General features: G+C 32.7%; 24 protein-coding genes and 1 tRNA gene. 13 read left to right on the top strand and 12 right to left on the bottom strand.

The features are described 5' to 3' along the window. Nucleotides 1-204: 204 nt before the first annotated feature. The 4 genes from ACIQ66_RS10265 to ACIQ66_RS10250 form a co-directional block, all read right to left on the bottom strand. Nucleotides 205-966 carry a succinate dehydrogenase/fumarate reductase iron-sulfur subunit gene (locus tag ACIQ66_RS10265; RefSeq protein WP_396212706.1) on the bottom strand — a complete coding sequence of 254 codons (762 nt, stop codon included), beginning with the start codon at nucleotides 964-966 and terminating at the stop codon, nucleotides 205-207. Nucleotides 967-1,062: 96 nt separating this feature from the next. Further along, nucleotides 1,063-3,072, bottom strand: coding sequence for a fumarate reductase/succinate dehydrogenase flavoprotein subunit (locus ACIQ66_RS10260; protein ID WP_396212705.1), 2,010 nt, complete (start codon nucleotides 3,070-3,072; stop codon nucleotides 1,063-1,065). Between the two features lie 14 nt (nucleotides 3,073-3,086). Beyond that, nucleotides 3,087-3,752, bottom strand: a complete 666-nt coding sequence (locus ACIQ66_RS10255; protein WP_396212704.1) for a succinate dehydrogenase cytochrome b subunit — start codon at nucleotides 3,750-3,752, stop codon at nucleotides 3,087-3,089. Nucleotides 3,753-3,891: 139 nt separating this feature from the next. Further along, on the bottom strand, nucleotides 3,892-4,743 hold the full coding sequence (locus tag ACIQ66_RS10250) for a ChaN family lipoprotein (RefSeq protein ID WP_396212703.1): 852 nt from the start codon (nucleotides 4,741-4,743) through the stop codon (nucleotides 3,892-3,894). A gap of 199 nt (nucleotides 4,744-4,942) precedes the next feature. Between ACIQ66_RS10250 and ACIQ66_RS10245 the strand changes: the two genes are divergently transcribed. The 3 genes from ACIQ66_RS10245 to ACIQ66_RS10235 all read left to right on the top strand — a co-directional run bounded on the left by ACIQ66_RS10245 (nucleotide 4,943) and on the right by ACIQ66_RS10235 (nucleotide 8,506). Next, nucleotides 4,943-6,304 carry a hydroxymethylglutaryl-CoA synthase family protein gene (locus ACIQ66_RS10245; RefSeq protein WP_396212702.1) on the top strand — a complete coding sequence of 454 codons (1,362 nt, stop codon included), beginning with the start codon at nucleotides 4,943-4,945 and terminating at the stop codon, nucleotides 6,302-6,304. Nucleotides 6,305-6,448: 144 nt separating this feature from the next. Then, a complete protein-coding gene (locus tag ACIQ66_RS10240; RefSeq protein ID WP_396212701.1) occupies nucleotides 6,449-7,045 on the top strand; it encodes a Crp/Fnr family transcriptional regulator in 597 nt (198 codons plus the stop codon). 168 nt (nucleotides 7,046-7,213) lie between these two features. Continuing rightward, nucleotides 7,214-8,506, top strand: a complete 1,293-nt coding sequence (locus tag ACIQ66_RS10235; protein ID WP_396212700.1) for an aminopeptidase P family protein — start codon at nucleotides 7,214-7,216, stop codon at nucleotides 8,504-8,506. A gap of 174 nt (nucleotides 8,507-8,680) precedes the next feature. On the opposite strand, the gene ACIQ66_RS10230 is transcribed toward ACIQ66_RS10235, so the two are convergent. The 3 genes from ACIQ66_RS10230 to lepA form a co-directional block, all read right to left on the bottom strand. Next, nucleotides 8,681-9,028 (bottom strand): DUF1398 domain-containing protein, encoded by a 348-nt coding sequence (locus ACIQ66_RS10230; protein WP_396212699.1) that lies wholly within the window; start codon nucleotides 9,026-9,028, stop codon nucleotides 8,681-8,683. Nucleotides 9,029-9,313: 285 nt separating this feature from the next. Beyond that, nucleotides 9,314-9,505, bottom strand: a complete 192-nt coding sequence (locus ACIQ66_RS10225; protein ID WP_396212698.1) for a hypothetical protein — start codon at nucleotides 9,503-9,505, stop codon at nucleotides 9,314-9,316. Between the two features lie 100 nt (nucleotides 9,506-9,605). Further along, entirely contained in the window at nucleotides 9,606-11,402 is a 1,797-nt protein-coding gene (gene lepA / locus ACIQ66_RS10220; RefSeq protein WP_396212697.1) for a translation elongation factor 4, read from the bottom strand. Between the two features lie 143 nt (nucleotides 11,403-11,545). Between lepA and dusB the strand changes: the two genes are divergently transcribed. Beyond that, nucleotides 11,546-12,538 carry a tRNA dihydrouridine synthase DusB gene (dusB, locus tag ACIQ66_RS10215; RefSeq protein WP_396212696.1) on the top strand — a complete coding sequence of 331 codons (993 nt, stop codon included), beginning with the start codon at nucleotides 11,546-11,548 and terminating at the stop codon, nucleotides 12,536-12,538. Here dusB and ACIQ66_RS10210 read toward each other — a convergent pair. Next, nucleotides 12,535-13,734, bottom strand: a complete 1,200-nt coding sequence (locus ACIQ66_RS10210; protein ID WP_396212695.1) for an ABC transporter permease — start codon at nucleotides 13,732-13,734, stop codon at nucleotides 12,535-12,537. The two genes, dusB and ACIQ66_RS10210, sit on opposite strands and share 4 nt — an antisense overlap. A gap of 3 nt (nucleotides 13,735-13,737) precedes the next feature. After that, nucleotides 13,738-14,130, bottom strand: coding sequence for a 30S ribosome-binding factor RbfA (gene rbfA, locus ACIQ66_RS10205; protein WP_396212694.1), 393 nt, complete (start codon nucleotides 14,128-14,130; stop codon nucleotides 13,738-13,740). Between the two features lie 113 nt (nucleotides 14,131-14,243). Here rbfA and mce point away from each other — a divergent pair, with 113 nt between their 5' ends. The 3 genes from mce (at nucleotide 14,244) to ACIQ66_RS10190 (ending at nucleotide 15,266) form a co-directional block, all read left to right on the top strand. Then, the gene (gene mce / locus ACIQ66_RS10200) at nucleotides 14,244-14,645 is read left to right on the top strand and encodes a methylmalonyl-CoA epimerase (RefSeq protein WP_396212693.1); all 402 of its coding nucleotides are present in this window, start codon (nucleotides 14,244-14,246) and stop codon (nucleotides 14,643-14,645) included. Between the two features lie 131 nt (nucleotides 14,646-14,776). Then, nucleotides 14,777-14,850, top strand: a tRNA-Ile gene (locus tag ACIQ66_RS10195). Between the two features lie 215 nt (nucleotides 14,851-15,065). Further along, complete coding sequence (locus ACIQ66_RS10190) at nucleotides 15,066-15,266, top strand: hypothetical protein (protein WP_396212692.1); 201 nt, start codon at nucleotides 15,066-15,068, stop codon at nucleotides 15,264-15,266. Nucleotides 15,267-15,289: 23 nt separating this feature from the next. On the opposite strand, the gene ACIQ66_RS10185 is transcribed toward ACIQ66_RS10190, so the two are convergent. Beyond that, entirely contained in the window at nucleotides 15,290-15,877 is a 588-nt protein-coding gene (locus ACIQ66_RS10185) for a riboflavin synthase (protein WP_396212691.1), read from the bottom strand. Between the two features lie 58 nt (nucleotides 15,878-15,935). Between ACIQ66_RS10185 and pdxA the strand changes: the two genes are divergently transcribed. The 6 genes from pdxA to accC all read left to right on the top strand — a co-directional run bounded on the left by pdxA (nucleotide 15,936) and on the right by accC (nucleotide 20,925). Further along, entirely contained in the window at nucleotides 15,936-16,997 is a 1,062-nt protein-coding gene (gene pdxA / locus ACIQ66_RS10180) for a 4-hydroxythreonine-4-phosphate dehydrogenase PdxA (RefSeq protein ID WP_396212690.1), read from the top strand. A gap of 83 nt (nucleotides 16,998-17,080) precedes the next feature. Then, entirely contained in the window at nucleotides 17,081-17,620 is a 540-nt protein-coding gene (locus ACIQ66_RS10175; RefSeq protein WP_396212689.1) for a YceD family protein, read from the top strand. 9 nt (nucleotides 17,621-17,629) lie between these two features. Then, complete coding sequence (rpmF, locus tag ACIQ66_RS10170; protein WP_298178698.1) at nucleotides 17,630-17,824, top strand: 50S ribosomal protein L32; 195 nt, start codon at nucleotides 17,630-17,632, stop codon at nucleotides 17,822-17,824. Nucleotides 17,825-17,988: 164 nt separating this feature from the next. After that, nucleotides 17,989-18,978, top strand: coding sequence for a beta-ketoacyl-ACP synthase III (locus ACIQ66_RS10165; RefSeq protein WP_396212688.1), 990 nt, complete (start codon nucleotides 17,989-17,991; stop codon nucleotides 18,976-18,978). Between the two features lie 34 nt (nucleotides 18,979-19,012). Beyond that, nucleotides 19,013-19,489: an acetyl-CoA carboxylase biotin carboxyl carrier protein gene (accB, locus tag ACIQ66_RS10160; RefSeq protein WP_396212687.1), complete on the top strand. Its 477-nt coding sequence runs from the start codon at nucleotides 19,013-19,015 to the stop codon at nucleotides 19,487-19,489. Between the two features lie 89 nt (nucleotides 19,490-19,578). Continuing rightward, the gene (accC, locus tag ACIQ66_RS10155; RefSeq protein WP_396212686.1) at nucleotides 19,579-20,925 is read left to right on the top strand and encodes an acetyl-CoA carboxylase biotin carboxylase subunit; all 1,347 of its coding nucleotides are present in this window, start codon (nucleotides 19,579-19,581) and stop codon (nucleotides 20,923-20,925) included. Nucleotides 20,926-21,194: 269 nt separating this feature from the next. Here the strand turns inward: accC and ACIQ66_RS10150 are convergent, their stop codons facing one another. Beyond that, the gene (locus ACIQ66_RS10150) at nucleotides 21,195-21,473 is read right to left on the bottom strand and encodes a type II toxin-antitoxin system RelE/ParE family toxin (protein WP_396212685.1); all 279 of its coding nucleotides are present in this window, start codon (nucleotides 21,471-21,473) and stop codon (nucleotides 21,195-21,197) included. After that, the gene (locus ACIQ66_RS10145) at nucleotides 21,473-21,718 is read right to left on the bottom strand and encodes a hypothetical protein (RefSeq protein ID WP_396212684.1); all 246 of its coding nucleotides are present in this window, start codon (nucleotides 21,716-21,718) and stop codon (nucleotides 21,473-21,475) included. The genes ACIQ66_RS10150 and ACIQ66_RS10145 overlap by 1 nt, the downstream gene beginning before the upstream one ends. Nucleotides 21,719-22,030: the final 312 nt, after the last annotated feature.

The following is a 22,030-nucleotide window of genomic DNA, read 5'->3' as shown; positions in this document are numbered from 1 at the left end:
TTTTAACTCTACCAAATTGGCTTTTCCAAAGTCGGATTGTTTGGGAAATTGAGCATTTAGCTTACATTGTAAAATACTGCTAAAACAATAAGTGTAATTATTAATTTCATTTTTTACAATGAATTAATAAAAAACGCATCCAAATAAATGAATGCGTTCTATTATTAAATCTTATAGGTTTTAAAAACCTAAGAGGTTTGTATTTTATTTCAAACTTGCAGAAAGGTATTCTCTATTCATTCTAGCAATGTTTTCTAACGAAATTCCTTTTGGACATTCGATTTCGCAAGCACCAGTATTGGTACAATTTCCGAAACCTTCTTCGTCCATTTGGCGTACCATATTTAACACACGATTTGTTGCTTCTACTTTTCCTTGAGGTAACAATGCATATTGAGACACTTTTGCTCCAACAAATAGCATTGCTGAACCATTTTTACAAGTAGCTACACAAGCTCCACATCCAATACATGCGGCAGCTTCAAATGATTTATCGGCATCGTCTTTATTAATTGGAGTTGCATTAGCATCAATAGTGTTTCCAGAAGTGTTTACAGAAACGAAACCACCAGCTTGTTGAATTCTATCAAAAGCAGATCTATCAACAACCAAATCTTTAATTACAGGAAATGCTTTGCTTCTCCATGGTTCTACAAAAATAGTATCACCATCATTAAACATTCTCATGTGCAATTGACAAGTGGTTATTCCGGTATCTGGACCATGTGCACGACCATTAATGTATAGTGAACACATTCCGCAAATTCCTTCACGACAATCATGATCAAATGCAATCGGCTCGATACTATCATTTATTAATTGCTCGTTTAATTGGTCTAACATTTCCAAAAACGAACTTGCTGTAGAAACTTCATTTAATGTGTACGTTTCTAAATTTCCTTTAGCTTTGGAGTTTTTCTGACGCCAAATTTTTAGGGTAATATTTATATTTTTTGCTGCGCTCATAATTTTTTATTTAAGTGATGAGTAAATAGTGATTAGTGATTAGCTTTTTAATAGTAATTTTTTAATTACTAGTTACTATTCACTAGTTACTTTTTACTATTTGTAATTTCTTGCGGCTATTTTAATAAACTCATATTTCAATTCTTCTTTGTGAAGCTCTTCTTTAGTAATATCATCACCTTTATATTCCCAAGCACCAACAAATGAGAAGTTTTCATCATCACGTAATGTTTCACCTTCTGCATCTTGATATTCTTCACGGAAATGACCTCCACATGATTCGTTTCTTTGCAACGCATCCATTGCCATTAATTGACCTAAATCGATAAAATCGGCAACACGTAATGCTTTTTCTAATTGCGGATTTAACTCATCGGCATTTCCAGGAACATTTACATCTTTGTAGAATTCTTCTTTTAAAGCAGTAATTTCAGAAATAGCCTCTTTTAATCCGGCTTCATTTCTACCCATACCAACTTTATTCCACATAATCAATCCTAAACGTTTATGGAAATGATCAACCGATTTAGATCCTTTATTATTTAAGAATTTATCGATAGAATCTTTAACTCTATTCTCCGCATCAACAAATTCTTGTGTGTCTGTAGAAATCTTTCCAGTTCTAATTTCGTCTGCCAAATAGTTGGAAACGGTGTAAGGAAGAACAAAATAACCATCGGCTAAACCTTGCATTAAAGCAGAAGCTCCAAGTCTATTAGCGCCGTGATCAGAGAAATTAGCTTCGCCAGCAACAAAACAACCAGGAATTGTAGATTGTAAATTATAATCAACCCAAACACCACCCATGGTATAGTGAACCGCTGGATAGATTTTCATTGGTGTTTCATATGGATTTTCATCAGTAATTTTTTGGTACATGGTAAACAAGTTACCATATTTCTCTTTCAACCATTGTTTTCCTAAAGCAGTGATTTCATCTTCAGTTGGATTATGATTTCCTTTAGCGTAAGCAACTTGCTTTCCTTTTGTTTGAATTTCTGACGAAAAATCTAAATAAACTCCTTCATTAGTATCATTAGCTTCAATTCCACGACCTTCATCGCAAACTTCTTTTCCTGCTCTTGACGAAATATCCCTTGGCGCTAAATTTCCAAAAGCAGGATATTTTCTTTCTAAATAATAATCTCTATCTTCTTCAGCAATTTGAGTAGCTTTTAATTTTCCTGCACGAATTGCCTCTGCGTCTTCTTTTTTCTTTGGAACCCAAATACGACCTGAATTACGCAATGACTCTGACATCAAAGTTAATTTTGCCTGATTTGTTCCGTGAACAGGAATGCATGTAGGATGAATTTGAACAAAACATGGATTAGCAAATAACGCTCCTTGTTTGTGTATTTTCCAACCAGCAGTAACGTTACTTCCCATTGCATTTGTTGATAGGAAATAAACATTTCCATAACCTCCAGAAGCAATAATAACTGCATGGGCAGAATGTCTTTCTAATTCGCCTGTTACCAAGTTACGAGCAATAATTCCACGAGCTTTTCCATCTACTTTTACTAAATCTAACATTTCGTGACGATTGTACATTTTTACACGACCCAATCCGATTTGTCTTGATAAAGCTGAATAAGCTCCTAATAACAATTGTTGCCCTGTTTGTCCAGCAGCATAAAAAGTTCTTTGAACTTGTGTTCCACCAAACGAACGGTTGTCTAGTAATCCTCCGTAATCTCTAGCAAAAGGAACACCTTGTGCCACACATTGGTCAATGATATTTCCTGAAACTTCTGCTAAACGGTGAACGTTTGCTTCACGTGCTCTATAGTCGCCACCTTTGATAGTATCATAGAATAATCTAAAAATACTATCGCCGTCATTTTGGTAATTTTTTGCTGCGTTTATTCCACCTTGTGCCGCAATTGAGTGCGCACGACGTGGAGAATCTTGAAAGCAAAATGCTTTTACATTGTAACCCATTTCACCAAACGATGCCGCCGCCGAAGCTCCAGCTAAACCTGTTCCAACAACAATAATATCAATTTTTGGTCTGTTGTTTGGTGCAACTAGTTTTAAATGATCTTTATAATCGGTCCATTTCTGAGAAATGTGTCCTTCTGGTATTTTAGAATCTAACTTCATATTGATAACTAATATTATTGATTAAAATGATGAAATAATGCAATAAAAATAAATCCAAACGGAACAATTATCGCAAATGCATATCCTAATTTATGTAATGATTTTGAAAATTTGTTATTAAAACCCACTGATTGAAACGATGAATTAAAACCATGCCATAAATGTAATGAAAGCAGTATAAAGGCAATACAATATAATCCGGTTCTTATTGGACTAATAAATTTATGTACCAATTCTTCATAATAACGTGTTTCATTTATCAAGTTCGAATCTACATATTTATACACAATTTCTTGTAACCAGAAATCGTACATGTGTAAACCAAGAAATGCCAAAACAACCAATCCCGAAATAATCATATTTCTTGAAGCCCAAGAAGCATTTGCAGCACCATCATATTTAGCATAAGTAACGGGTCTTGCATTTCTGTTTTTTAGTTCTAAAACTATTCCCATCACAAAGTGAAAAACAACACCAGCAATTAAAACAGGTTGCATCACAAATTGAATCAACGGATTATATCCCATAAAATGAGAAGCTTCGTTGAAGAAATCTTCACTAAAAACAGAGGTTAGGTTAATAAAAAAATGAAGTGATAAAAAAGTAATTAAAAAAAGTCCTGATAGTGCCATTGCAACTTTCCTAGCAATAGACGAACTCAAAAATGTAGATTTTGCCATAAGGTTTTAATTTGTTTTAAAAAAGTAAACAAAAATAAACCAAATAGGAAACAACTACAACCTTTTCGCGATAATTTATAATGATTTTAAAGTAAATTTAAGCAAGTTTAACAACTGTTTAGTAATGAGTTATTTACCATTAATGTGTTTTGGTCATGTCTTCGTCTACAACAATTATAAAATCAGCTTTCCCTAGGTTTTCTTTTTCTAAATCTTTTACATCTTTTTGTTCAACAGTAGCAATTGTCATAATCGAAACTTCAGGATTGTGTTCTTTTATATACCAACTTATTCCTTCAAAGTTATCGCTGTGATAAGTGCCGTTATAATGAATAAAAATGTAGTTTTCTTTTAGGTTTTTCAAAATAAACCAAGCCATTGTCGCATCTTTTATAGCTTGTGCTTTTGGCATTTTATCACCAGCATGATTGCCTTCCATTTTTAACATCTCTTTATAACCTGGCAATTCTCCATTAAACTCAATAGGAAGTGGCGCCATTAACTTTTTTTCTTCAAATGAGATTGTTTGCAACTCTTCCAGTCCTTTTTTATAAACCATCGAAGCGTATTTGCGAGGAATATTGGTGGCAATAAATGAGATTTTTTTGTCTTTGGCAAAATCAACTAATGGCTTGTAATCGGTTTTGTAGTTTTTCCATAAACGAGCTGTACTGTCTAATACTTTTTGATTTATTTTTCCGCTCAAATAGTCATTTAACTGGTTTTGATTATCGGTTTCAAACATTTCGGCACCTAAAACCAATCCTTTTTTTGCAAATAAATCTTTTGTAAATTCATATTGTAACCAATGTACAATTGGATTATTATGATACTCGCCAAATAAAACTATCTTGTTTTTTAATGCAGTTTTTATAATTTTCTCATAAGAAGTTTTAGTACCTTTTGCATCAAATATTTCATAGGCCTGTTTATCTTGACCAAAACTAGTGGTTGCAAACAAAAAAGTAAGTAGTAAAGTTGAAAATTTCATATTTTGAGGTTTAAATTTTAGCTAAACTTAGGGATTTTTTGATGACAATCAAAATAAAATTAAACTATTCCTAAATTTAAGCAGCACTTTTTTTGAATTTCATAAAAATGCTTTTTGAACTTGTTTTATTGAAATAAAATCGACTTTCTTTAGTTAATAGAGTTGTAATTTTGTGCTTTATTAAAACTCCAAAAACAAAATGAAAATAGGGATAGATGCCATTGCTTTTGATGTTGCTCAAATTCATTTGCCAATAAAAACACTTGCAACCGCCAGAAATATTGAAGCCGAAAAATTAGAAAAAGGACTTGGGTTACTCAAAATGACTTTGCCCGATGTACATCAAGATACGGTTGTATTTGGCGCTAATGCTTTGACAAAATTAATTCAAGATAACCAAATCAACTTAGCCGAAATTGCCCGAATTTATGTCGGAACTGAAAGCGGAATCGATAGTTCAAAACCAATAGGCTCGTTCTTGGTAAGTTTGATGGAACAAAAATTTGGTGAAAACATACTTTCCGAATGCGATGTGGTTGATTTTACTTTTGCCTGTATTGGCGGTGTTGATGCGCTTCAAAATTGTATTGATTTTGTAAGACTCAATCCAACTAAAAAAGCAATTGTAGTTACTAGCGATATTGCCAAATATGACTTAAATTCAACTGGAGAATATACACAAGGAGCTGGAGCAATGGCAATGTTGATTTCTCAAAATCCAAAAATTATCGCTCTCTCAACTATCTGGGCAACCAATACTAAAGGAGTTTTTGATTTTTTCAAACCTTACCGAACTGTTTTAAAAGAACAAATTACTGGAAAAACTACCAACGAATCTTGGTTTGAAAACTTAGAAGCCAAAATAGAAATTCATAAAGACCAACCTGTTTTTGACGGACAATATTCTAACCAATGTTATATGGATAGAACTCGCAATGCTTATTTTTCATTTAAAAAAGCAAAAAATACTTCTGAAACGATATACACAACTTGGAAAAGTATCATTATGCATTTGCCTTATGCTTTTCAAGGTAGAAGAATGTTATCTGAAATCTATGCGTTAGATCATCAAACGCCAATTGTTGATGAAACTGAAGATGCCGCAACGTATCAAAATAAACTAAAAGAAACCAGTAAATCGGCCGAATACCAAGCTTTTGTTGCAGAGAAATTGCAACCTGCCGAAATAGCTTCTTCGTTGATTGGAAATTTATACACAGGTTCTATTTTTATGGGATTACTATCAACTTTAGCTCATTTTTATGATACTAAAAAAGAAGTTACTGGCGAAAAGTTTGGATTTTTAGCTTATGGAAGCGGTTCTAAATCAAAAGTTTTTGAAGGAACTATTCAAGAAAATTGGAAAGAAGCTATTGCCAAAGTATTGTTATTTGAAACTTTAGCAAAAAGCCAAGAAATCGATTTTGAAACCTACGAAAGACTTCATAAAAAAGAACAAAAGAAAGCTGTAAAATTACCCAAAAACGAATGGATTTTGGACCGAATTGAAACAGAAATTCCAAATTTAATGGGTGCTCGTTATTATAAATGGGTTGACTAAATGTAAATAAAAATCAACAAAAATTTCACAGATTTTCACAAATTATCGTATTTGAAGAAATGGATTTCACAAATTAGTTATAGGTTTCTTGGCGAAATTCGTGTGAAAATAACCAAATTAGTGTTTTTTGAATATTTTTGTAGAATGAAGTCAACAAATTCAGAAAGCAGTTTTTTAGAGTATTTACAACTTTTTGTCGATTGTAAAACCGATCAAATGGTTCGCGAAATCAATTTTGCTAAAAATAGTTTCGCAATTTCACATCTCAAAAAGAATGATTTTTTTGTAAAAGAAGGCGAAGTTTGCCAACATTTTTGTTTTGTAGAAAGTGGCATTTTGCAACATTCCATTTTGACAGACGACGAAGAAAAAACGTCTTATTTGGCTTTACGAAATTCGGTTACAACTTCATTGAATAGTTTTTTATTTCAAAAACCATCTCGAAAAAACATCAAAGCCATTGCCGATTGTAAATTATGGATTGTTGATTTAAAAACATTCAAAAATTTAATCGAAAACAACAAAGCGTTTCATCAATTTTATTACAATGTTATCGAAAAACAAATTTGCTTAATTGATGATTACCGAATCGATTTACTGACGTTAACACCCGAAGAACGCTACAAAAAATTATTAGCAACCGAACCCAAATTACTACAAGAAGTTCCATTGCACTATCTTGCTTCTTTTCTCGGAATTTCGTCGCGTCACATGAGTCGTATTCGTAAAAACATAAATTAATAGCTACCGCAAATTCGCAATTTTTTTTTCTCTTAATCTGATTTTAATTTGCGAATTTGCGGTTAATTAAAATAACGCCATTTGGCTACAACTTGAACTCAATTATTCCTTAATTTTGTTTAAAATATAAGCTTTTGACTATTCACTAATTACTAATTACTCAAAAAAATGAAATACCATCAAATAGACCGAAATTTGTTTATTAAAAACAGAGCGAAATTCTCGGCGCAAATGAAACCTAATAGTGTTGCTGTTTTCAATTCGAATGATATTTATCCTGTTTCTGCCGATTCTACTTTGCCTTTTGCACAACATCGCGATATTTTTTATTTAAGTGGAGTTGATCAAGAAGAAAGTATTTTGTTGCTTTTTCCTGATGCCCCTTATGAGCATTTGAAAGAAATTTTGTTCTTAAAAGAAACTAACGAACACATCGCAATTTGGGAAGGCGAAAAACTTACTAAACAAAGAGCGTTTGAAGTGGCTGGAATTAAAAGTGTAATTTGGTTGCAAGATTTTCATAAAACATTGAAAGAAGTAATGATGTATGCCGAAACGATTTACATCAACACCAATGAACATTATCGTGCCGTAATTGAAACTGAAACTCGTGAAGCACGTTTTATCAAATGGTGGAAAGAAAATTATCCAGCGCATAAAGTAGAAAAATCGAATCCTATTTTGCAACGAATTCGATCTGTTAAAGAAAGCGAAGAATTAGACTTGATTCAGAAAGCGTGTGATATTACTGAAAAAGGATTTCGTAGAATTTTGAATTTCGTAAAACCAAATGTAATGGAATACGAAATTGAAGCCGAATTTGCACATGAATTTCTAAGAAATCGTTCAAAAGGCTTTGCTTACACACCAATTATTGCTTCGGGAAATAATGCTAACGTGTTGCATTATATTGAAAACAACCAACAATGTAACGCAGGCGATTTGATTTTGCTTGATGTTGGTGCAGAATATGCGAATTATTCAAGTGATATGACGAGAATGGTTCCTGTTTCGGGACGTTTTTCTGACAGACAAAAAGAAGTTTATAATGCCGTTTTGCGTGTAAAAAATGAAGCTACAAAAATGTTAGTTCCAGGAACTTTATGGAAACAATACCACGTAGAAGTTGGTAAAATCATGACTTCTGAACTTTTAGGTTTGGGATTACTTGACAAAGCCGATGTTCAAAATGAAAATCCAGATTGGCCAGCGTACAAAAAATATTTCATGCACGGAACGTCTCACCACATGGGATTAGACACACACGATTACGGATTGTTACATGAACCAATGCAAGCCAATATGGTATTCACGGTTGAACCAGGAATATACATTCCAGCAGAAGGATTCGGCATTCGTATTGAAGATGATATGGTGATTCAAGAAAAAGGCGAAGCGTTCAACTTGATGCGCAATATTCCTATTGAAGTAAATGAAATTGAATCGATTATGAATTCTTAAAATGTAGTTTAAGAGTTTATAGGTTTAAAAGTGGTTTGCAGTAATGTGAATCGTTTTTTAAACACAAAAGGCACAAAAGTTTTCTCTTCTGTGCCTTTTACTTTTTTTTGTGCCTTTTGTGCTTGAAAACTAAACCGACGGAATTACTTCCACAATCATTTCGTTTCCAGCTTTTTAGTAATAACTACAAGTCATTTTATCCATTACAACAATCCATTTTTCTACGCCCGATTTTGCGCAGTCGTTTAGGAAAGTCATGCAATCGGTTTTGCCTTGTTGGTGCGCTTTTAAATCAGATTTGAATTGCTCGATATTGCTTTTATCTTCTATAGTAAACGTTTCTGTAAAACCTTTGGAAGCAATTTGAAAATTATCTTTTCCGTAATAATTGGTGTGATTGTCAAATACAAATGTTTCAAATGAAGTTACGCCAAGCGCAATAATATCTTGCATGTATTTAGGAAAATCGGCACCGCTTTTTACTTTGGAATGAGCGTCTTTTATTTGTTGAATTGTGAACATGGTTTTTGTTATGGAAAATAGAGAATAGAATATAGAAAATAGACTTTTTGAAAAGGTAATTGGTTTTTTTGGAACACGGACCTGTCTGACGAAAGGCGGGTTTAAGAAATTTGAAAAATCAAGAAAATATCTTTTCGTTCTTAGCGTTAATCTTTGTGAACTTTGCGGTTTGACTTTATGTTCAAAGTTGTCATGCTGAAAGCATCTTTTTTGAGATTATTTCGTTTAGATAAGTCTTTATAAAGACTACAAAATCTACAAAATTTTTAGAAACTTCGTTCCGATCTAAAAGTCTTTCGGGTTTATTTTTGATTTTACCATTCGATTTAAAACTATCTTTTGATGTTCAATTCGAATTTCAACATCTTCTTTCCAAATAGCATCATTAACCTTCAATCTATCTTTTGGAGATAATTGTTTTACGGCTTCAACCAATTGGTTTACATTTAAGTTGATATTTAATTTTGTAGTTTCCATAATAACAAACTTACTAAAGCCATTTCAAAACAAAAAACCCAACAACTTTCATCATCGGGTTTTACATTATACAGTATGCAATTTTACAATATACAATTTCTTAATCATTCAACTTCAAAACAGCCATAAACGCTTCTTGCGGAATTTCAACATTTCCTACTTGACGCATACGTTTTTTACCTTTTTTCTGTTTTTCTAATAATTTTCTTTTACGAGAAATATCTCCGCCATAACATTTTGCAGTAACATCTTTTCTTAAAGCTTTGATAGTTTCACGTGCAATAATCTTAGCACCAATTGCCGCTTGAATCGGAATATCAAATTGCTGTCTTGGTATTAATTCGCGCAGTTTTTCGGTCATTTTTTTACCGATATTATACGCATTATCCTCGTGAATTAATGCAGAAAGAGCATCAACCGTTTGCCCGTTTAAAAGAACATCCAATTTCACTAATTTAGAAGTTCGCATTCCGATAGGAGAATAATCAAATGACGCATAACCTTTGGAAACCGTTTTCAATCTATCATAAAAATCAAATACAATTTCGGCTAACGGCATGTCAAAATTTAATTCTACTCTTTCGGTTGTCAAATAGGTTTGATTGGTAATTTGACCACGTTTTTCTATACACAAACTCATTACATTACCCACAAAATCGGATTTAGTAATGATAGTTGCTTTGATATAAGGTTCTTCAACTCTGTCTAAACGAGAAGGTTCAGGCAAGTCAGAAGGATTGTTTACTATAAATGCTGTTTCAGGCTCTTTTTTGGTGTAAGCCAAATACGAAACGTTGGGAACAGTTGTAATTACGGTCATGTCGAACTCGCGCTCCAAACGTTCTTGAATGATTTCCATGTGTAACATTCCTAAGAATCCGCAACGGAAACCAAAACCTAATGCTGCCGAACTTTCAGCTACAAAAACTAACGAAGCATCATTCAGCTGGAGTTTTTCCATTGAAGAACGTAATTCTTCATAATCTTCGGTATCAACAGGATAAATTCCTGCGAAAACCATTGGTTTTACATCTTCAAATCCAGTAATCATATTGGTTGTTGGTGTTTTGGCATCAGTAATTGTATCGCCAACTTTTACTTCTTTGGCTTCTTTAATTCCTGAAATTAAATACCCAACATCCCCAGCAGAAATAGAACTTTTAGGAACTTGATTTAATTTTAAAGTTCCTACTTCATCGGCAAAATATTCGTTTCCGGTTGCCATGAATTTAATTTTTTGACCTTTACGAATTTCGCCGTTTTTCACTCTAAAAATTACTTCAATTCCACGAAACGGGTTGTAATGTGAATCGAAAATCAAGGCTTGAAGCGGTTCATCGACAATCCCTTTTGGCGCAGGAATTTTTTCGATAATAGCAGCCAAAATATTTTCGACACCAAAACCAGTTTTTCCAGAAGCATGAATAATATCTTCTAATTTACAGCCTAATAAATCGATAATATCGTCGCTAACTTCTTCTGGATTAGCACTTGGCAAATCAACTTTATTTAAAACCGGAATAATTTCCAAGTCGTTTTCTAATGCTAAATATAAATTGGAAATCGTCTGTGCTTGAATGCTTTGCGCAGCATCGACAATCAATAATGCGCCTTCGCAAGCCGCAATTGAACGAGAAACTTCGTATGAAAAATCTACGTGTCCAGGTGTGTCAATTAAATTTAAAATATATTGTTCACCTTTGTATGTATATTCCATTTGAATAGCGTGACTTTTTATGGTAATACCACGTTCACGCTCCAAATCCATGTTGTCAAGCAATTGTGCTTTTTCTTCACGAGCGGTAACAGTTTGAGTGGCACCAAGAAGTCGGTCGGCAAGTGTGCTTTTTCCGTGGTCAATATGAGCAATAATGCAAAAATTTCTAATGTTTTTCATCTTCGTAATCTATCCTTTATTTTAGCGAAAGCTAGGCATTTAATCTGCAAATATAAAGCAAAGTTTTGATTTATAAGTCTGAAACTTGAAACCTTAAACTTGAAACCAACAAAAAATTGTATTTTTGCAAAAAAAATGAACAAATGCCCATAATAGGTAACATCATACTACCCGATTTCCCATTATTACTTGCGCCAATGGAAGACGTGAGTGATCCGCCATTCCGTAGATTATGCAAACTACATGGTGCTGATTTGATGTATTCTGAATTTATTTCTAGCGAAGGATTGATTCGTGATGCCGTGAAAAGCAAAATGAAATTGGATATTTTCGATTACGAACGACCAGTTGGCATTCAAATATTTGGTGGTGACGAAGAAGCTATGGAAATGTCTTCAAGAATTGTTGATGCTGTTCAACCCGATTTGGTGGATATAAATTTTGGTTGTCCAGTAAAAAAAGTAGTTTGTAAAGGCGCAGGCGCAGGCGTTTTGAAAGATGTAGATTTAATGGTGCGTTTGACTAAAGCGGTAATTAAAGGTACAAGTCTTCCGGTAACGGTGAAAACACGTTTGGGTTGGGATGAAAATTCTATCAATATTGATGAGGTTGCTGAGCGTTTGCAAGATATAGGCGTGCAAGCCTTGACAGTTCATGCTAGAACACGTGCACAGATGTACAAAGGACATTCTGATTGGAGTCACATCGAACGTGTAAAAAATAACCCTAGAATTACGATGCCAATCTTTGGAAATGGTGATATCGATTCTCCAGAAAAAGCGTTGGAATATAAAAACAAATTTGGTCTTGACGGCATGATGATTGGTCGTGCCGCCATTGGCTATCCATGGATTTTTAACGAAATCAAACATTATTTTGCAACAGGAGAACATTTGGCAAAGCCTTCAATTTTCGATAGAGTTGAAGCAGCTAGAAATCACCTTACTTGGTCAATGGATTGGAAAGGTGAACGTGTTGGAATTGTAGAAATGCGTCGTCATTACACCAATTATTTCAAAGGAATTCCTAACTTCAAAGAACATCGTTTGAAATTAGTGACCCTTGATGATGCCGAAGGTTTATTTAAAACTTTAAACGAAATTCAAGAAGTTTACGCTGATTATCAGGTTTTTTAACCCAACAATTTTTTTGTAACTCTACTACTTGCAATAAAACTTGCAATAAAACCAAGCAAAACAATAGTTGCAAATACAATTAGTACATTTTGAATATTAAAAACAACTGGGTAAGCCAAAGTTGGCGTAATCATAATAAATTGAAATTGTTGCTGCAGTAACACTACTATAATTCCTAATAGCAAACCAACAATTCCACCAAAAATGCTTAATAAAGTGCCTTGTAACAGAAATATTTTGCGTAAGCTTTTGACTTCTGCTCCAAGATTAAAAAGTGTTTTTAGATTTTCTTTTTTGTCTAAAATCATCATGATTAATGCACCAATAAGATTGAATAACGCAATGATAATTACTAAAGTAAAAATCAAATAAACTGCAATATTTTCGGTATTGAGCATTTTGTATAACGAATCATTAAGTTGTGCTCTATTTTTTACCGTTACTTTATTATTGAAGATAGTTTGAAGTTCTTTTTTTATAATTTCTTCATCTGAATTTGGTTTCAATTTCAATTCGATAGCCGAAATTTGGTTGGATTTGTATTCGAGTAAATTTTGTGCTAAACCCAAATCAACATAAACATATTTACTATCCAAGTCTTCACTTATGGCATATATGCCAACAGGAGCAACATCCGTTTTGTTAAAAGCTTGTTCAGGATTTTCAATAGCACCTTTTCCTGGTCTTGGAACAAAGACTTCAAATGGATGATTAAATTCAAATAATCCTAATGATAGTTTTTGCGAAATTCCATAACCAACAACTACTTGTGTGGTATTTGGTTCGAGCCAATCGCCTTGAAAAATAGTTTTTTTTACATCGTTTACTTTCCCATAAGAAGCATCAATGCCTTTGAGATAAGTAACAATTTCTTTTCCGTCAAACATAAAAAGTACTCTGTCTTCTAAAACTTTGCTAGAAGCTGCAATACCATTTATTTTTAGAAGTTTTTCATTTTGTTTAGCAGAAACGTAAAATGATTTGCCCAATGTAGCGCTAATCTTCAAGTCAGGGTCGGAATCATTACTGAAAGACAAACTAAAGTCTTTCAATCCACTAAAAACCGATAAAACCACAAACAAGGCCATTGCACCAACGATTATTCCAAGAGACGCAATACCATTTATTATGTTTATTGCATTGTTTTTGCTGGCACTTCTAAGGTAACGTTTGGCTATGTATAAAGAGAAATTCAATTTTTAAAATTTCTTTCTACGTTCTAGTAAATCACGATTTTCTATTGGATTCTCTTTCATTTTCAGAGCAGTATCTATTTTTTCGATATAATCTAATGAATCATCAATGTAAAAAGTCAAGTTTGGGACTTTGCGTAGTTGCAATTTCACACGTTGTGACAAATCGTGTTTTATTAATGGGGTATTACTTTTGATAGCAGCCAAAGTTTCAGCAGCTTTTTCTTGAGGAAATATACTCAAATGCACTGATGCTACTGATAAATCGGTAGTAACTACAACTTTAGAAACAGAAATAACTAAGTTAGAAATCCCGTTTTTTCTTATTTCACCTTGCAAAATATCTACCAAATCTTTTTGTAGAACGCCACCAATTTTTTTCTGTCTATTTGTTTCCATGTTGCAAAAATACGATAAGATTTTTGATTGAAGATTAACGATTTTAGATTTTTGAAATTATCTAATCTATTTGGATCTGTTTTTATTTCATAATTTTACAAAAAAAATGTAAAATGAGAAAAATTGAACACATAGGAATAGCGGTAAAAGATTTAGAAACGTCAAATATAGTTTTCGAAAAATTATTTGGCGCACCTGCTTATAAACAAGAAGAAGTAGCAAGTGAAGGCGTGAAAACTTCTTTTTTTATGAATGGGCCTAATAAAATTGAATTATTAGAAGCAACAAATCCGGATAGTCCAATAGCAAAATTTATAGAAAAAAAAGGAGAAGGAATCCATCATATAGCTTTTGATGTAGAAGATATTGAAAAAGAAGTAATCCGACTAAAGGATCAAGGATTTGTGGTTTTAAATGAAGTTCCAAAAAAAGGTGCAGATAATAAATGGGTGGTTTTTTTACATCCAAAAACAACAAATGGGGTTTTGATTGAGCTTTGTCAAGAAATAAAATAAATTTTGGCTAAACTAATAAAAATCAATCTTTTTTGAATTTACCAATAATAAATGTTTTTATTTTGTGAATGAATACTATTAAAAAAGTTGCACCAAATTAAAAATAGTAGTAATATTGCATCCTCAACAAAGGTCCTATAGCTCATTCGGTTAGAGCAACTGACTCATAATCAGTAGGTGCTTGGTTCGATTCCAAGTGGGACCACAACAAAACCGTTTAGTATTTCCTAGACGGTTTTTTTATAAAATGAAGTTGAGATTATTATTAAAACGTTTTTTTTGAGTTTTAAGAAAAAAAAATTTTTTTTTCCATTTGAAATTGTATTTTTGTACTTAATTTAGAAATAATTTCAATTTAACTAAAGTTTAATTTTGTTAAGTTTAAAATTTATTTACTTTTACATCCTTATGAATAAAATAATGAGTAAGCCATTTTTTGCAATTGTATTATTTTTGGTTACAATTGCTTCACAAGCTAAGGAAGGCCCACCACCGCCACCGCCACCTGCCCCGCCTGTTGGTTTACCTATTGATGAAAATCTATATATCTTATTATTTGTTTCCTTAGCTTTCGGAATTTATAAAATATACAACAATAAAATGATAAAAACTTCAAAGTAAATTTGAGGTTTTTTTACTTTAAACTAGTAGTTACTTTGTAATTTGGTAATATACTTTCCAATAACATCAAATTCTAAATTTATTTTTGCCCCAATTTTTATAGACTTGAAATTGGTGTTTTCATAGGTATATGGAATAATAGCTACACTAAATTCATTTTTTCTAGAATTTACTACAGTTAAACTCACACCATTAACAGTTATCGAACCTTTTTCAATAGTTAGATTTCTTAAATCTGGGTTGTATTCAAAAGTATAATACCAACTTCCATTGGCATTTTCAATGTTTTTGCAAGTTCCTATTTGGTCAACATGACCTTGCACAATGTGACCATCAAGTCGGTCGCCTAGTTTCATTGCTCTTTCTAAATTAATTAAATCACCTACATTCCAATCACTTAAGTTTGTTTTTTGAATAGTTTCTTTAATAGCGGTCACGATGTATTTTGAATCTGAAATTGACACAACTGTCAAACAAACACCATTATGTGCAACACTTTGGTCAATTTTTAACTCGTTTGTAATCGAAGAGGCTATTGTAATATCGTAATTATCCTCGTTTTTTCTTATTTCTTGAACCGTGCCAAGTGTTTCTATTATTCCTGTAAACATTCTTGTTTTATTTTACTAAATTTGCAACTTCAAAAATAGCAATAAATAACGTTTACAAATGATAAAAAAGGCAGAAAATATAATCGTAGGAATTTCAATTGGAGATTTAAACGGTATTGGAAGCGAAGTAGTGCTCAAAACTTTTGAGGATTCAAGAATGTTAGAGTTATGTACTCCGGTTATTTTTGCTAACGTAAAAACAATTTCTTTTGTTAGAAAAAGTTTCGAATCAACGGCAATGCTTCACGGTATTGATAGATTAGACCAAATGGTTGTTGGAAAAATAAATGTATTAAATGTTTGGAGAGAAGGTTTCGATATCAATTTTGGAACCAATGACGAAACGGTTGGAAAATATGCAATTAAGTCTTTTGTGGCTTCAACCAAAGCTTTAAAAGAAGGCTTGATAGATGTTTTAGTTACTGCGCCAATCAACAAGTACAATATTCAATCGGAAGAATTCAAATTTCCAGGTCATACAGATTATCTTGATAAAGAATTAGAAGGAAATGCATTAATGTTAATGGTTCAAGATGATTTGAGAGTCGGCTTGTTGACTGATCATATTCCTGTAAATGAAGTAGCAAAGCATTTGACAGAATCATTAATAACTCAAAAAATTGATACCATCAAAAAAACGTTGATTCAAGATTTTAGTATTAATAAACCAAAAATTGCTGTTTTAGGTTTAAATCCACATGCTGGTGATGGCGGTGTTATTGGAAAAGAAGAAGAAGAAATTTTAAAACCGACGATAAAGAAAATATTCGACAAAGGAACATTGGTTTTTGGCCCTTTCCCGGCGGATGGTTTTTTTGGCAGTAATCAATATGAAAAGTACGATGCAATTCTGGCAACTTATCATGATCAAGGATTAATTCCGTTTAAAACATTGTCTTTTGGTAAAGGTGTAAATTATACAGCAGGTTTAAATAAAATTCGAACTTCTCCAGATCATGGCACTGCCTATGAAATTGCCGGGAAGAATATGGCCGATTTTAATTCGTTTAAAGAAGCTGTTTATTTGGCAATTGATGTTTTTCATTCAAGAAATCAGTATGAAAGCATAAGCCGAAATCCAATGAAAATAAGGGAAAAACAAGAAGAAAAAAAATATTAAATAAAAAAAATGCTTAACAGTTTTATTTATTCAATAATTTTATATCTTTGCGCTCCCATAAAGTAGGGAAAATTGATATTGAAATGAAACAATTAAACGAATTCCTAATTCCTTTTATTGGTTTAAAATTAGGAAAACATAAGTTTGAATATCAAATAAGTAAAACGTTCTTTGATAACTTTGAGTATGACGATTTTGAAAATTGTGACATCAAAGTTGAGGTAGTTTTAGAAAAGAAAAGTACAATGCTTGAACTTGATTTAAAGCACAAAGGAAGTGTTCATGTTCCATGTGATTTGACAAGTGAAATGTTTGATTTGCCAATAAAAGGCAAAATTAGATTGGTTGTACAGTTTGGAGACACATTTAATAACGATAATGAAGAGCTATTGATTTTGCCACATGGTGAACATCAATTAGATATTTCTCAGTATGTATTTGAAATGATTGTTCTTTCGGTTCCTCTAAAACGTGTTCATCCCGGAATAAAAGATGGAACTTTAAACACTCCAGCTCTAGAAAAGTTGAAAGAACACACTATCAAAGAAAATAAAAAAGAAATTAAAGAAGAGAATACAGACCCGCGTTGGGACAAACTAAAAAATCTATTAACGGATAAATAATATAGTAAAATGGCACATCCTAAGAGAAAAATTTCCAAAACAAGAAGAGACAAGAGAAGAACACATTATAAAGCTACAGTTGCTCAAATTGCAACTTGTCCTGTAACTGGAGAAGCACATTTATACCACAGAGCTTACTGGCATGAAGGTAAAATGTATTACAGAGGTCAAGTAGTTATTGACAAATCTGTTGCGCTTGCATAGTTTTTTTTACAACTATAAATATAGACTCTCACTTTTGTGGGAGTTTTTTGTTGTTTATAATTTTAAATAAATTAGCGTTAAAAAATTATTTTATATATTTTTTTTTTGTAAATTCCACCACTTGTAGCAAAACGGTTTTATTGCTACAAAACTAATTAAAACTTATGAATACTATTACATCTGCTATAACGGCTGTTGGTGCTTATGTCCCTGATTTTGTTCTTTCTAATAAAGTATTAGAGACTATGGTCGATACCAACGATGAATGGATTACCTCTAGAACAGGTATAAAAGAAAGAAGAATTTTAAAAGGAGATAAGTTAGGAACTTCATTTTTAGCAATAAAAGCAGCTCAAAATCTTATTGAAAAAAGCGGTCTAGATCCTAAAGAAATTGACATGGTTATTGTGGCAACTGCAACCCCAGATATGCCAGTTGCAGCAACTGCAGTTTATGTAGCATCACAAATAGGCGCTATAAATGCTTTTGCATACGACTTGCAAGCAGCTTGTTCGGGTTTTCTTTACGGAATGTCAACAGCTTCTGCTTACATTCAGTCAGGAAGATATAAAAAAGTATTATTAATTGGAGCAGATAAAATGTCTTCAATAATAGATTATACCGACAGAGCTACTTGTATCATTTTTGGCGATGGTGCCGGAGCGGTTCTATTTGAACCTAATAATGAAGGTCTTGGTTTGCAAGACGAATTTTTAAGAAGCGACGGAATTGGTCGTGAATATTTAAAAATTGATGCAGGAGGGTCTTTATTGCCCGCTTCTAAAGAAACAGTTGAAAACAGTCAACATTACGTTTTCCAAGATGGGAAAACAGTGTTTAAATATGCCGTTACAGGAATGGCTGATGTTAGCGCAAAAATAATGGAACGCAATAATCTTACTAATGATAGCGTAGATTGGTTGATTGCGCATCAAGCTAATAGAAGAATTATTGATGCTACAGCTAGCAGAATGGAATTAGACGAAAGTAAAGTTCTTATTAATATTGAAAAATATGGAAACACAACTTCTGCTACATTACCATTATTGCTAAGTGATTTCGAAAGTAAATTTAAAAAAGGAGATAATCTAATATTTGCTGCATTTGGTGGTGGTTTCACTTGGGGATCAATCTACCTTAAATGGGCTTATTAAAGTACAAACAAACTAAAACTAAAAACAAATAATTATGGATTTAAAAGAAATTCAAAACCTAATCAAATTTGTATCAAATTCAGGTGTTGCCGAAGTAAAATTAGAAATGGATGATGTAAAAATCACTATCAGAACTACTTTGGAAGGTAATTCAAATGATGTTACTTATGTGCAGCAAGCACCAATGCAACAAGCTTTACCACAGGCTGCTGCTCCAGTAGCAATTGCTCCAGTAGCTTCAACTCCAGCAGCTTCTGATGAAAATTCTAAATATGTAACTATAAAATCTCCAATTATTGGTACTTTTTATAGAAAACCATCTCCAGACAAACCAATGTTTGTTGAGGTTGGAAGCTCAATTGCTAAAGGGGATGTTCTTTGTGTAATTGAAGCAATGAAGTTATTCAACGAAATTGAAGCTGAAATTTCTGGAAAAATTGTAAAAATTCTTGTAGATGACATGTCTCCAGTAGAATTTGACCAACCATTATTTTTAGTAGATCCATCTTAAAAAGTTAGAAGTTAGAAGTTAGAAGTTGGAGTTTTCTCGCTTCTTAATTGTCTAATTGGCATATTGTCTAATTATCTAATTAAAAAATTATGTTTAAAAAAATACTTATAGCCAATAGAGGTGAAATCGCACTTCGTATAATTAGAACCTGTCGTGAGATGGGCATTAAGACGGTCGCTGTTTATTCTACTGCTGATGCAGAAAGTTTGCACGTGAAGTTCGCAGACGAAGCGGTTTGTATTGGCCCGCCTCCAAGTAATCTTTCTTACTTAAAAATGTCTAATATCATTGCGGCTGCCGAAATTACTAACGCAGATGCCATTCATCCAGGATATGGTTTCCTTTCTGAAAATGCTAAGTTTTCAAAAATTTGTCAAGAACACGGAATTAAATTTATAGGCGCTTCTCCAGAAATGATTGATAGAATGGGCGATAAAGCTTCGGCTAAGTCAACTATGATCGAAGCCGGTGTACCTTGTGTTCCTGGTTCAGTAGGAATTTTAGAATCATACGAACAAGCAGAAAAACTAGCTAGCGAATTTGGTTATCCAGTTATGCTTAAAGCAACTGCTGGTGGCGGCGGAAAAGGAATGCGCGCCGTATGGAAACAAGAAGATTTACTAAAAGCATGGGAAAGCGCTCGTCAAGAATCGGCTGCAGCTTTTGGAAATGACGGAATGTATCTTGAAAAATTAATCGAAGAACCAAGACATATCGAAATTCAGGTGGTTGGAGATGCTTACGGAAAAGCATGTCACCTTTCTGAAAGAGATTGTTCTGTTCAACGTCGTCATCAAAAATTGACCGAAGAAACACCTTCGCCATTTATGACAGATGATTTGCGTGAAAAAATGGGTGAAGCTGCAGTAAAAGCTGCCGAATATATTAAATATGAAGGTGCAGGAACTGTAGAATTCTTGGTTGACAAACATAGAAATTTCTATTTCATGGAAATGAATACAAGAATTCAAGTTGAACATCCAATTACCGAACAAGTAATAGATTACGATTTGATTCGTGAGCAAATTATGGTTGCGGCTGGAATCCCAATTTCGGGTAAAAATTATTTCCCAAATCTTCATGCTATCGAATGTCGTATAAATGCTGAAGATCCTTATAATGATTTTAGACCTTCTCCAGGTAAAATCACAACGCTTCATGCGCCAGGTGGTCACGGAGTTCGTTTAGATACGCACGTTTATGCGGGTTATACAATTCCACCCAATTATGACTCAATGATTGCTAAGTTAATTACTACTGCTCAAACAAGAGAAGAAGCTATCAACAAGATGAAAAGAGCCTTAGACGAGTTTGTGATTGAAGGTATCAAAACCACCATTCCTTTCCACAGACAATTGATGGATGAACCAGATTATGTAGCTGGAAATTATACTACTGCATTTATGGACTCTTTTGTAATGAAAAATCCTGAATAAATAGAATTTGAACTAATTTTGATTAAAACCATTCGTTAATTCGGATGGTTTTTTTTTGGAGCTATTTCCAGCTTTACACTTCAATCTTTACTTTTTTAAAGAAAAAAAGCAAAGGATTTTCGTTGCAATCTGGGCTAGGGCAGTAGTTTTCAGAAGAACTTTTAAGCAAATTTGAAAACCCTATTTTTCACCACACTTTTGTCATTTCGATAAAGGAGAAACGTTATTTCAGTGAAGCTAAATCGCACAATTAAATTCTTTCGGAACAACTAATAAGAATGTTGACTTCTATTATCTACAAAAACTACAATTAGCAATCTATCATTTATAATATGATAAACCATAGAATTTTGTTCGTCAATAACACATTTTCTGTAACCAAATAAGTTAGCTTCTGGACATATATGGTTATCATTTACAATTCTTTCTATTAATTCATCAACATTTTTTTCAAAAAGATCAATTGCTTCTATCGACCAATAATCAAATAAATGATCTACAACTTTATAAAAAGTTTCAAGTGCAACTTCTGTCCAAACAATTTCCACTAGATAGACTTGTTTTTAATGTAATTTTTGATTCTTTCTTTAGCTTCTTTGTGAGGAATTAATCTATTTTGTTCTATATCACTTTTACCTTTTTCAATTAGTGAAATCTCTTTTTCAGAAAGTCCAGAACTTAAATTAGATTGTCTAAAATTAAGATAATCAATATATTTATCAACTTCTTGCAAAAGCGCATCAGGCAATGCGTTAACTTTTTGATTTACATCTAAAGGAGTTACTGAGTTCATGCTGTTGAAATTTTTATAATTCAAAGTTACACAAAAAATGGCAGGGTTGTGCTTTTGTATGCAAAATATTGATTCGTTAGTTTGGTTTTAGTTACAGTTTTTCACCACACTTATGTCATTTCGATAAAGGAGAAACGTTAGTTCAGCGAAGCTAAATCACACTAGATAATCATTTCTTTTCCAAAATATCAATTTCTAAACCGTTAACAAGTACATCAGCCTTAACGCCTAATGCAAAAGCAATTTTGAGCATCGTGCTTACTTTCATTTCTTGCCTTCCTTTAATATACTTTCTTAGATTTTCAACATCCA

Source organism: Flavobacterium sp. (genome assembly GCF_044377315.1).
Classification (GTDB): domain Bacteria; phylum Bacteroidota; class Bacteroidia; order Flavobacteriales; family Flavobacteriaceae; genus Flavobacterium.
Note: the sequence above shows the minus strand (reverse complement) of the source record. Positions and strands in the feature narration are given on the sequence as shown.

Excerpts from the sequence above, each read along its gene's own strand:
- ACIQ66_RS10265 (WP_396212706.1), bottom strand. The coding sequence starts at position 966 with ATGAGCGCAGCAAAAAATATAAATATTACCCTAAAAATTTGGCGTCAG.
- ACIQ66_RS10165 (WP_396212688.1), top strand. The coding sequence starts at position 17,989 with ATGAATACTATTACATCTGCTATAACGGCTGTTGGTGCTTATGTCCCT.
- lepA (WP_396212697.1), bottom strand. The coding sequence starts at position 11,402 with ATGAAAAACATTAGAAATTTTTGCATTATTGCTCATATTGACCACGGA.
- ACIQ66_RS10245 (WP_396212702.1), top strand. The coding sequence starts at position 4,943 with ATGAAAATAGGGATAGATGCCATTGCTTTTGATGTTGCTCAAATTCAT.
- accC (WP_396212686.1), top strand. The coding sequence starts at position 19,579 with ATGTTTAAAAAAATACTTATAGCCAATAGAGGTGAAATCGCACTTCGT.
- ACIQ66_RS10250 (WP_396212703.1), bottom strand. The coding sequence starts at position 4,743 with ATGAAATTTTCAACTTTACTACTTACTTTTTTGTTTGCAACCACTAGT.
- ACIQ66_RS10225 (WP_396212698.1), bottom strand. The coding sequence starts at position 9,505 with ATGGAAACTACAAAATTAAATATCAACTTAAATGTAAACCAATTGGTT.
- dusB (WP_396212696.1), top strand. The coding sequence starts at position 11,546 with ATGCCCATAATAGGTAACATCATACTACCCGATTTCCCATTATTACTT.
- ACIQ66_RS10185 (WP_396212691.1), bottom strand. The coding sequence starts at position 15,877 with ATGTTTACAGGAATAATAGAAACACTTGGCACGGTTCAAGAAATAAGA.
- rbfA (WP_396212694.1), bottom strand. The coding sequence starts at position 14,130 with ATGGAAACAAATAGACAGAAAAAAATTGGTGGCGTTCTACAAAAAGAT.
- ACIQ66_RS10230 (WP_396212699.1), bottom strand. The coding sequence starts at position 9,028 with ATGTTCACAATTCAACAAATAAAAGACGCTCATTCCAAAGTAAAAAGC.
- ACIQ66_RS10190 (WP_396212692.1), top strand. The coding sequence starts at position 15,066 with ATGAGTAAGCCATTTTTTGCAATTGTATTATTTTTGGTTACAATTGCT.
- pdxA (WP_396212690.1), top strand. The coding sequence starts at position 15,936 with ATGATAAAAAAGGCAGAAAATATAATCGTAGGAATTTCAATTGGAGAT.
- ACIQ66_RS10235 (WP_396212700.1), top strand. The coding sequence starts at position 7,214 with ATGAAATACCATCAAATAGACCGAAATTTGTTTATTAAAAACAGAGCG.
- rpmF (WP_298178698.1), top strand. The coding sequence starts at position 17,630 with ATGGCACATCCTAAGAGAAAAATTTCCAAAACAAGAAGAGACAAGAGA.
- ACIQ66_RS10240 (WP_396212701.1), top strand. The coding sequence starts at position 6,449 with ATGAAGTCAACAAATTCAGAAAGCAGTTTTTTAGAGTATTTACAACTT.
- accB (WP_396212687.1), top strand. The coding sequence starts at position 19,013 with ATGGATTTAAAAGAAATTCAAAACCTAATCAAATTTGTATCAAATTCA.
- mce (WP_396212693.1), top strand. The coding sequence starts at position 14,244 with ATGAGAAAAATTGAACACATAGGAATAGCGGTAAAAGATTTAGAAACG.
- ACIQ66_RS10260 (WP_396212705.1), bottom strand. The coding sequence starts at position 3,072 with ATGAAGTTAGATTCTAAAATACCAGAAGGACACATTTCTCAGAAATGG.
- ACIQ66_RS10175 (WP_396212689.1), top strand. The coding sequence starts at position 17,081 with ATGAAACAATTAAACGAATTCCTAATTCCTTTTATTGGTTTAAAATTA.
- ACIQ66_RS10145 (WP_396212684.1), bottom strand. The coding sequence starts at position 21,718 with ATGAACTCAGTAACTCCTTTAGATGTAAATCAAAAAGTTAACGCATTG.
- ACIQ66_RS10255 (WP_396212704.1), bottom strand. The coding sequence starts at position 3,752 with ATGGCAAAATCTACATTTTTGAGTTCGTCTATTGCTAGGAAAGTTGCA.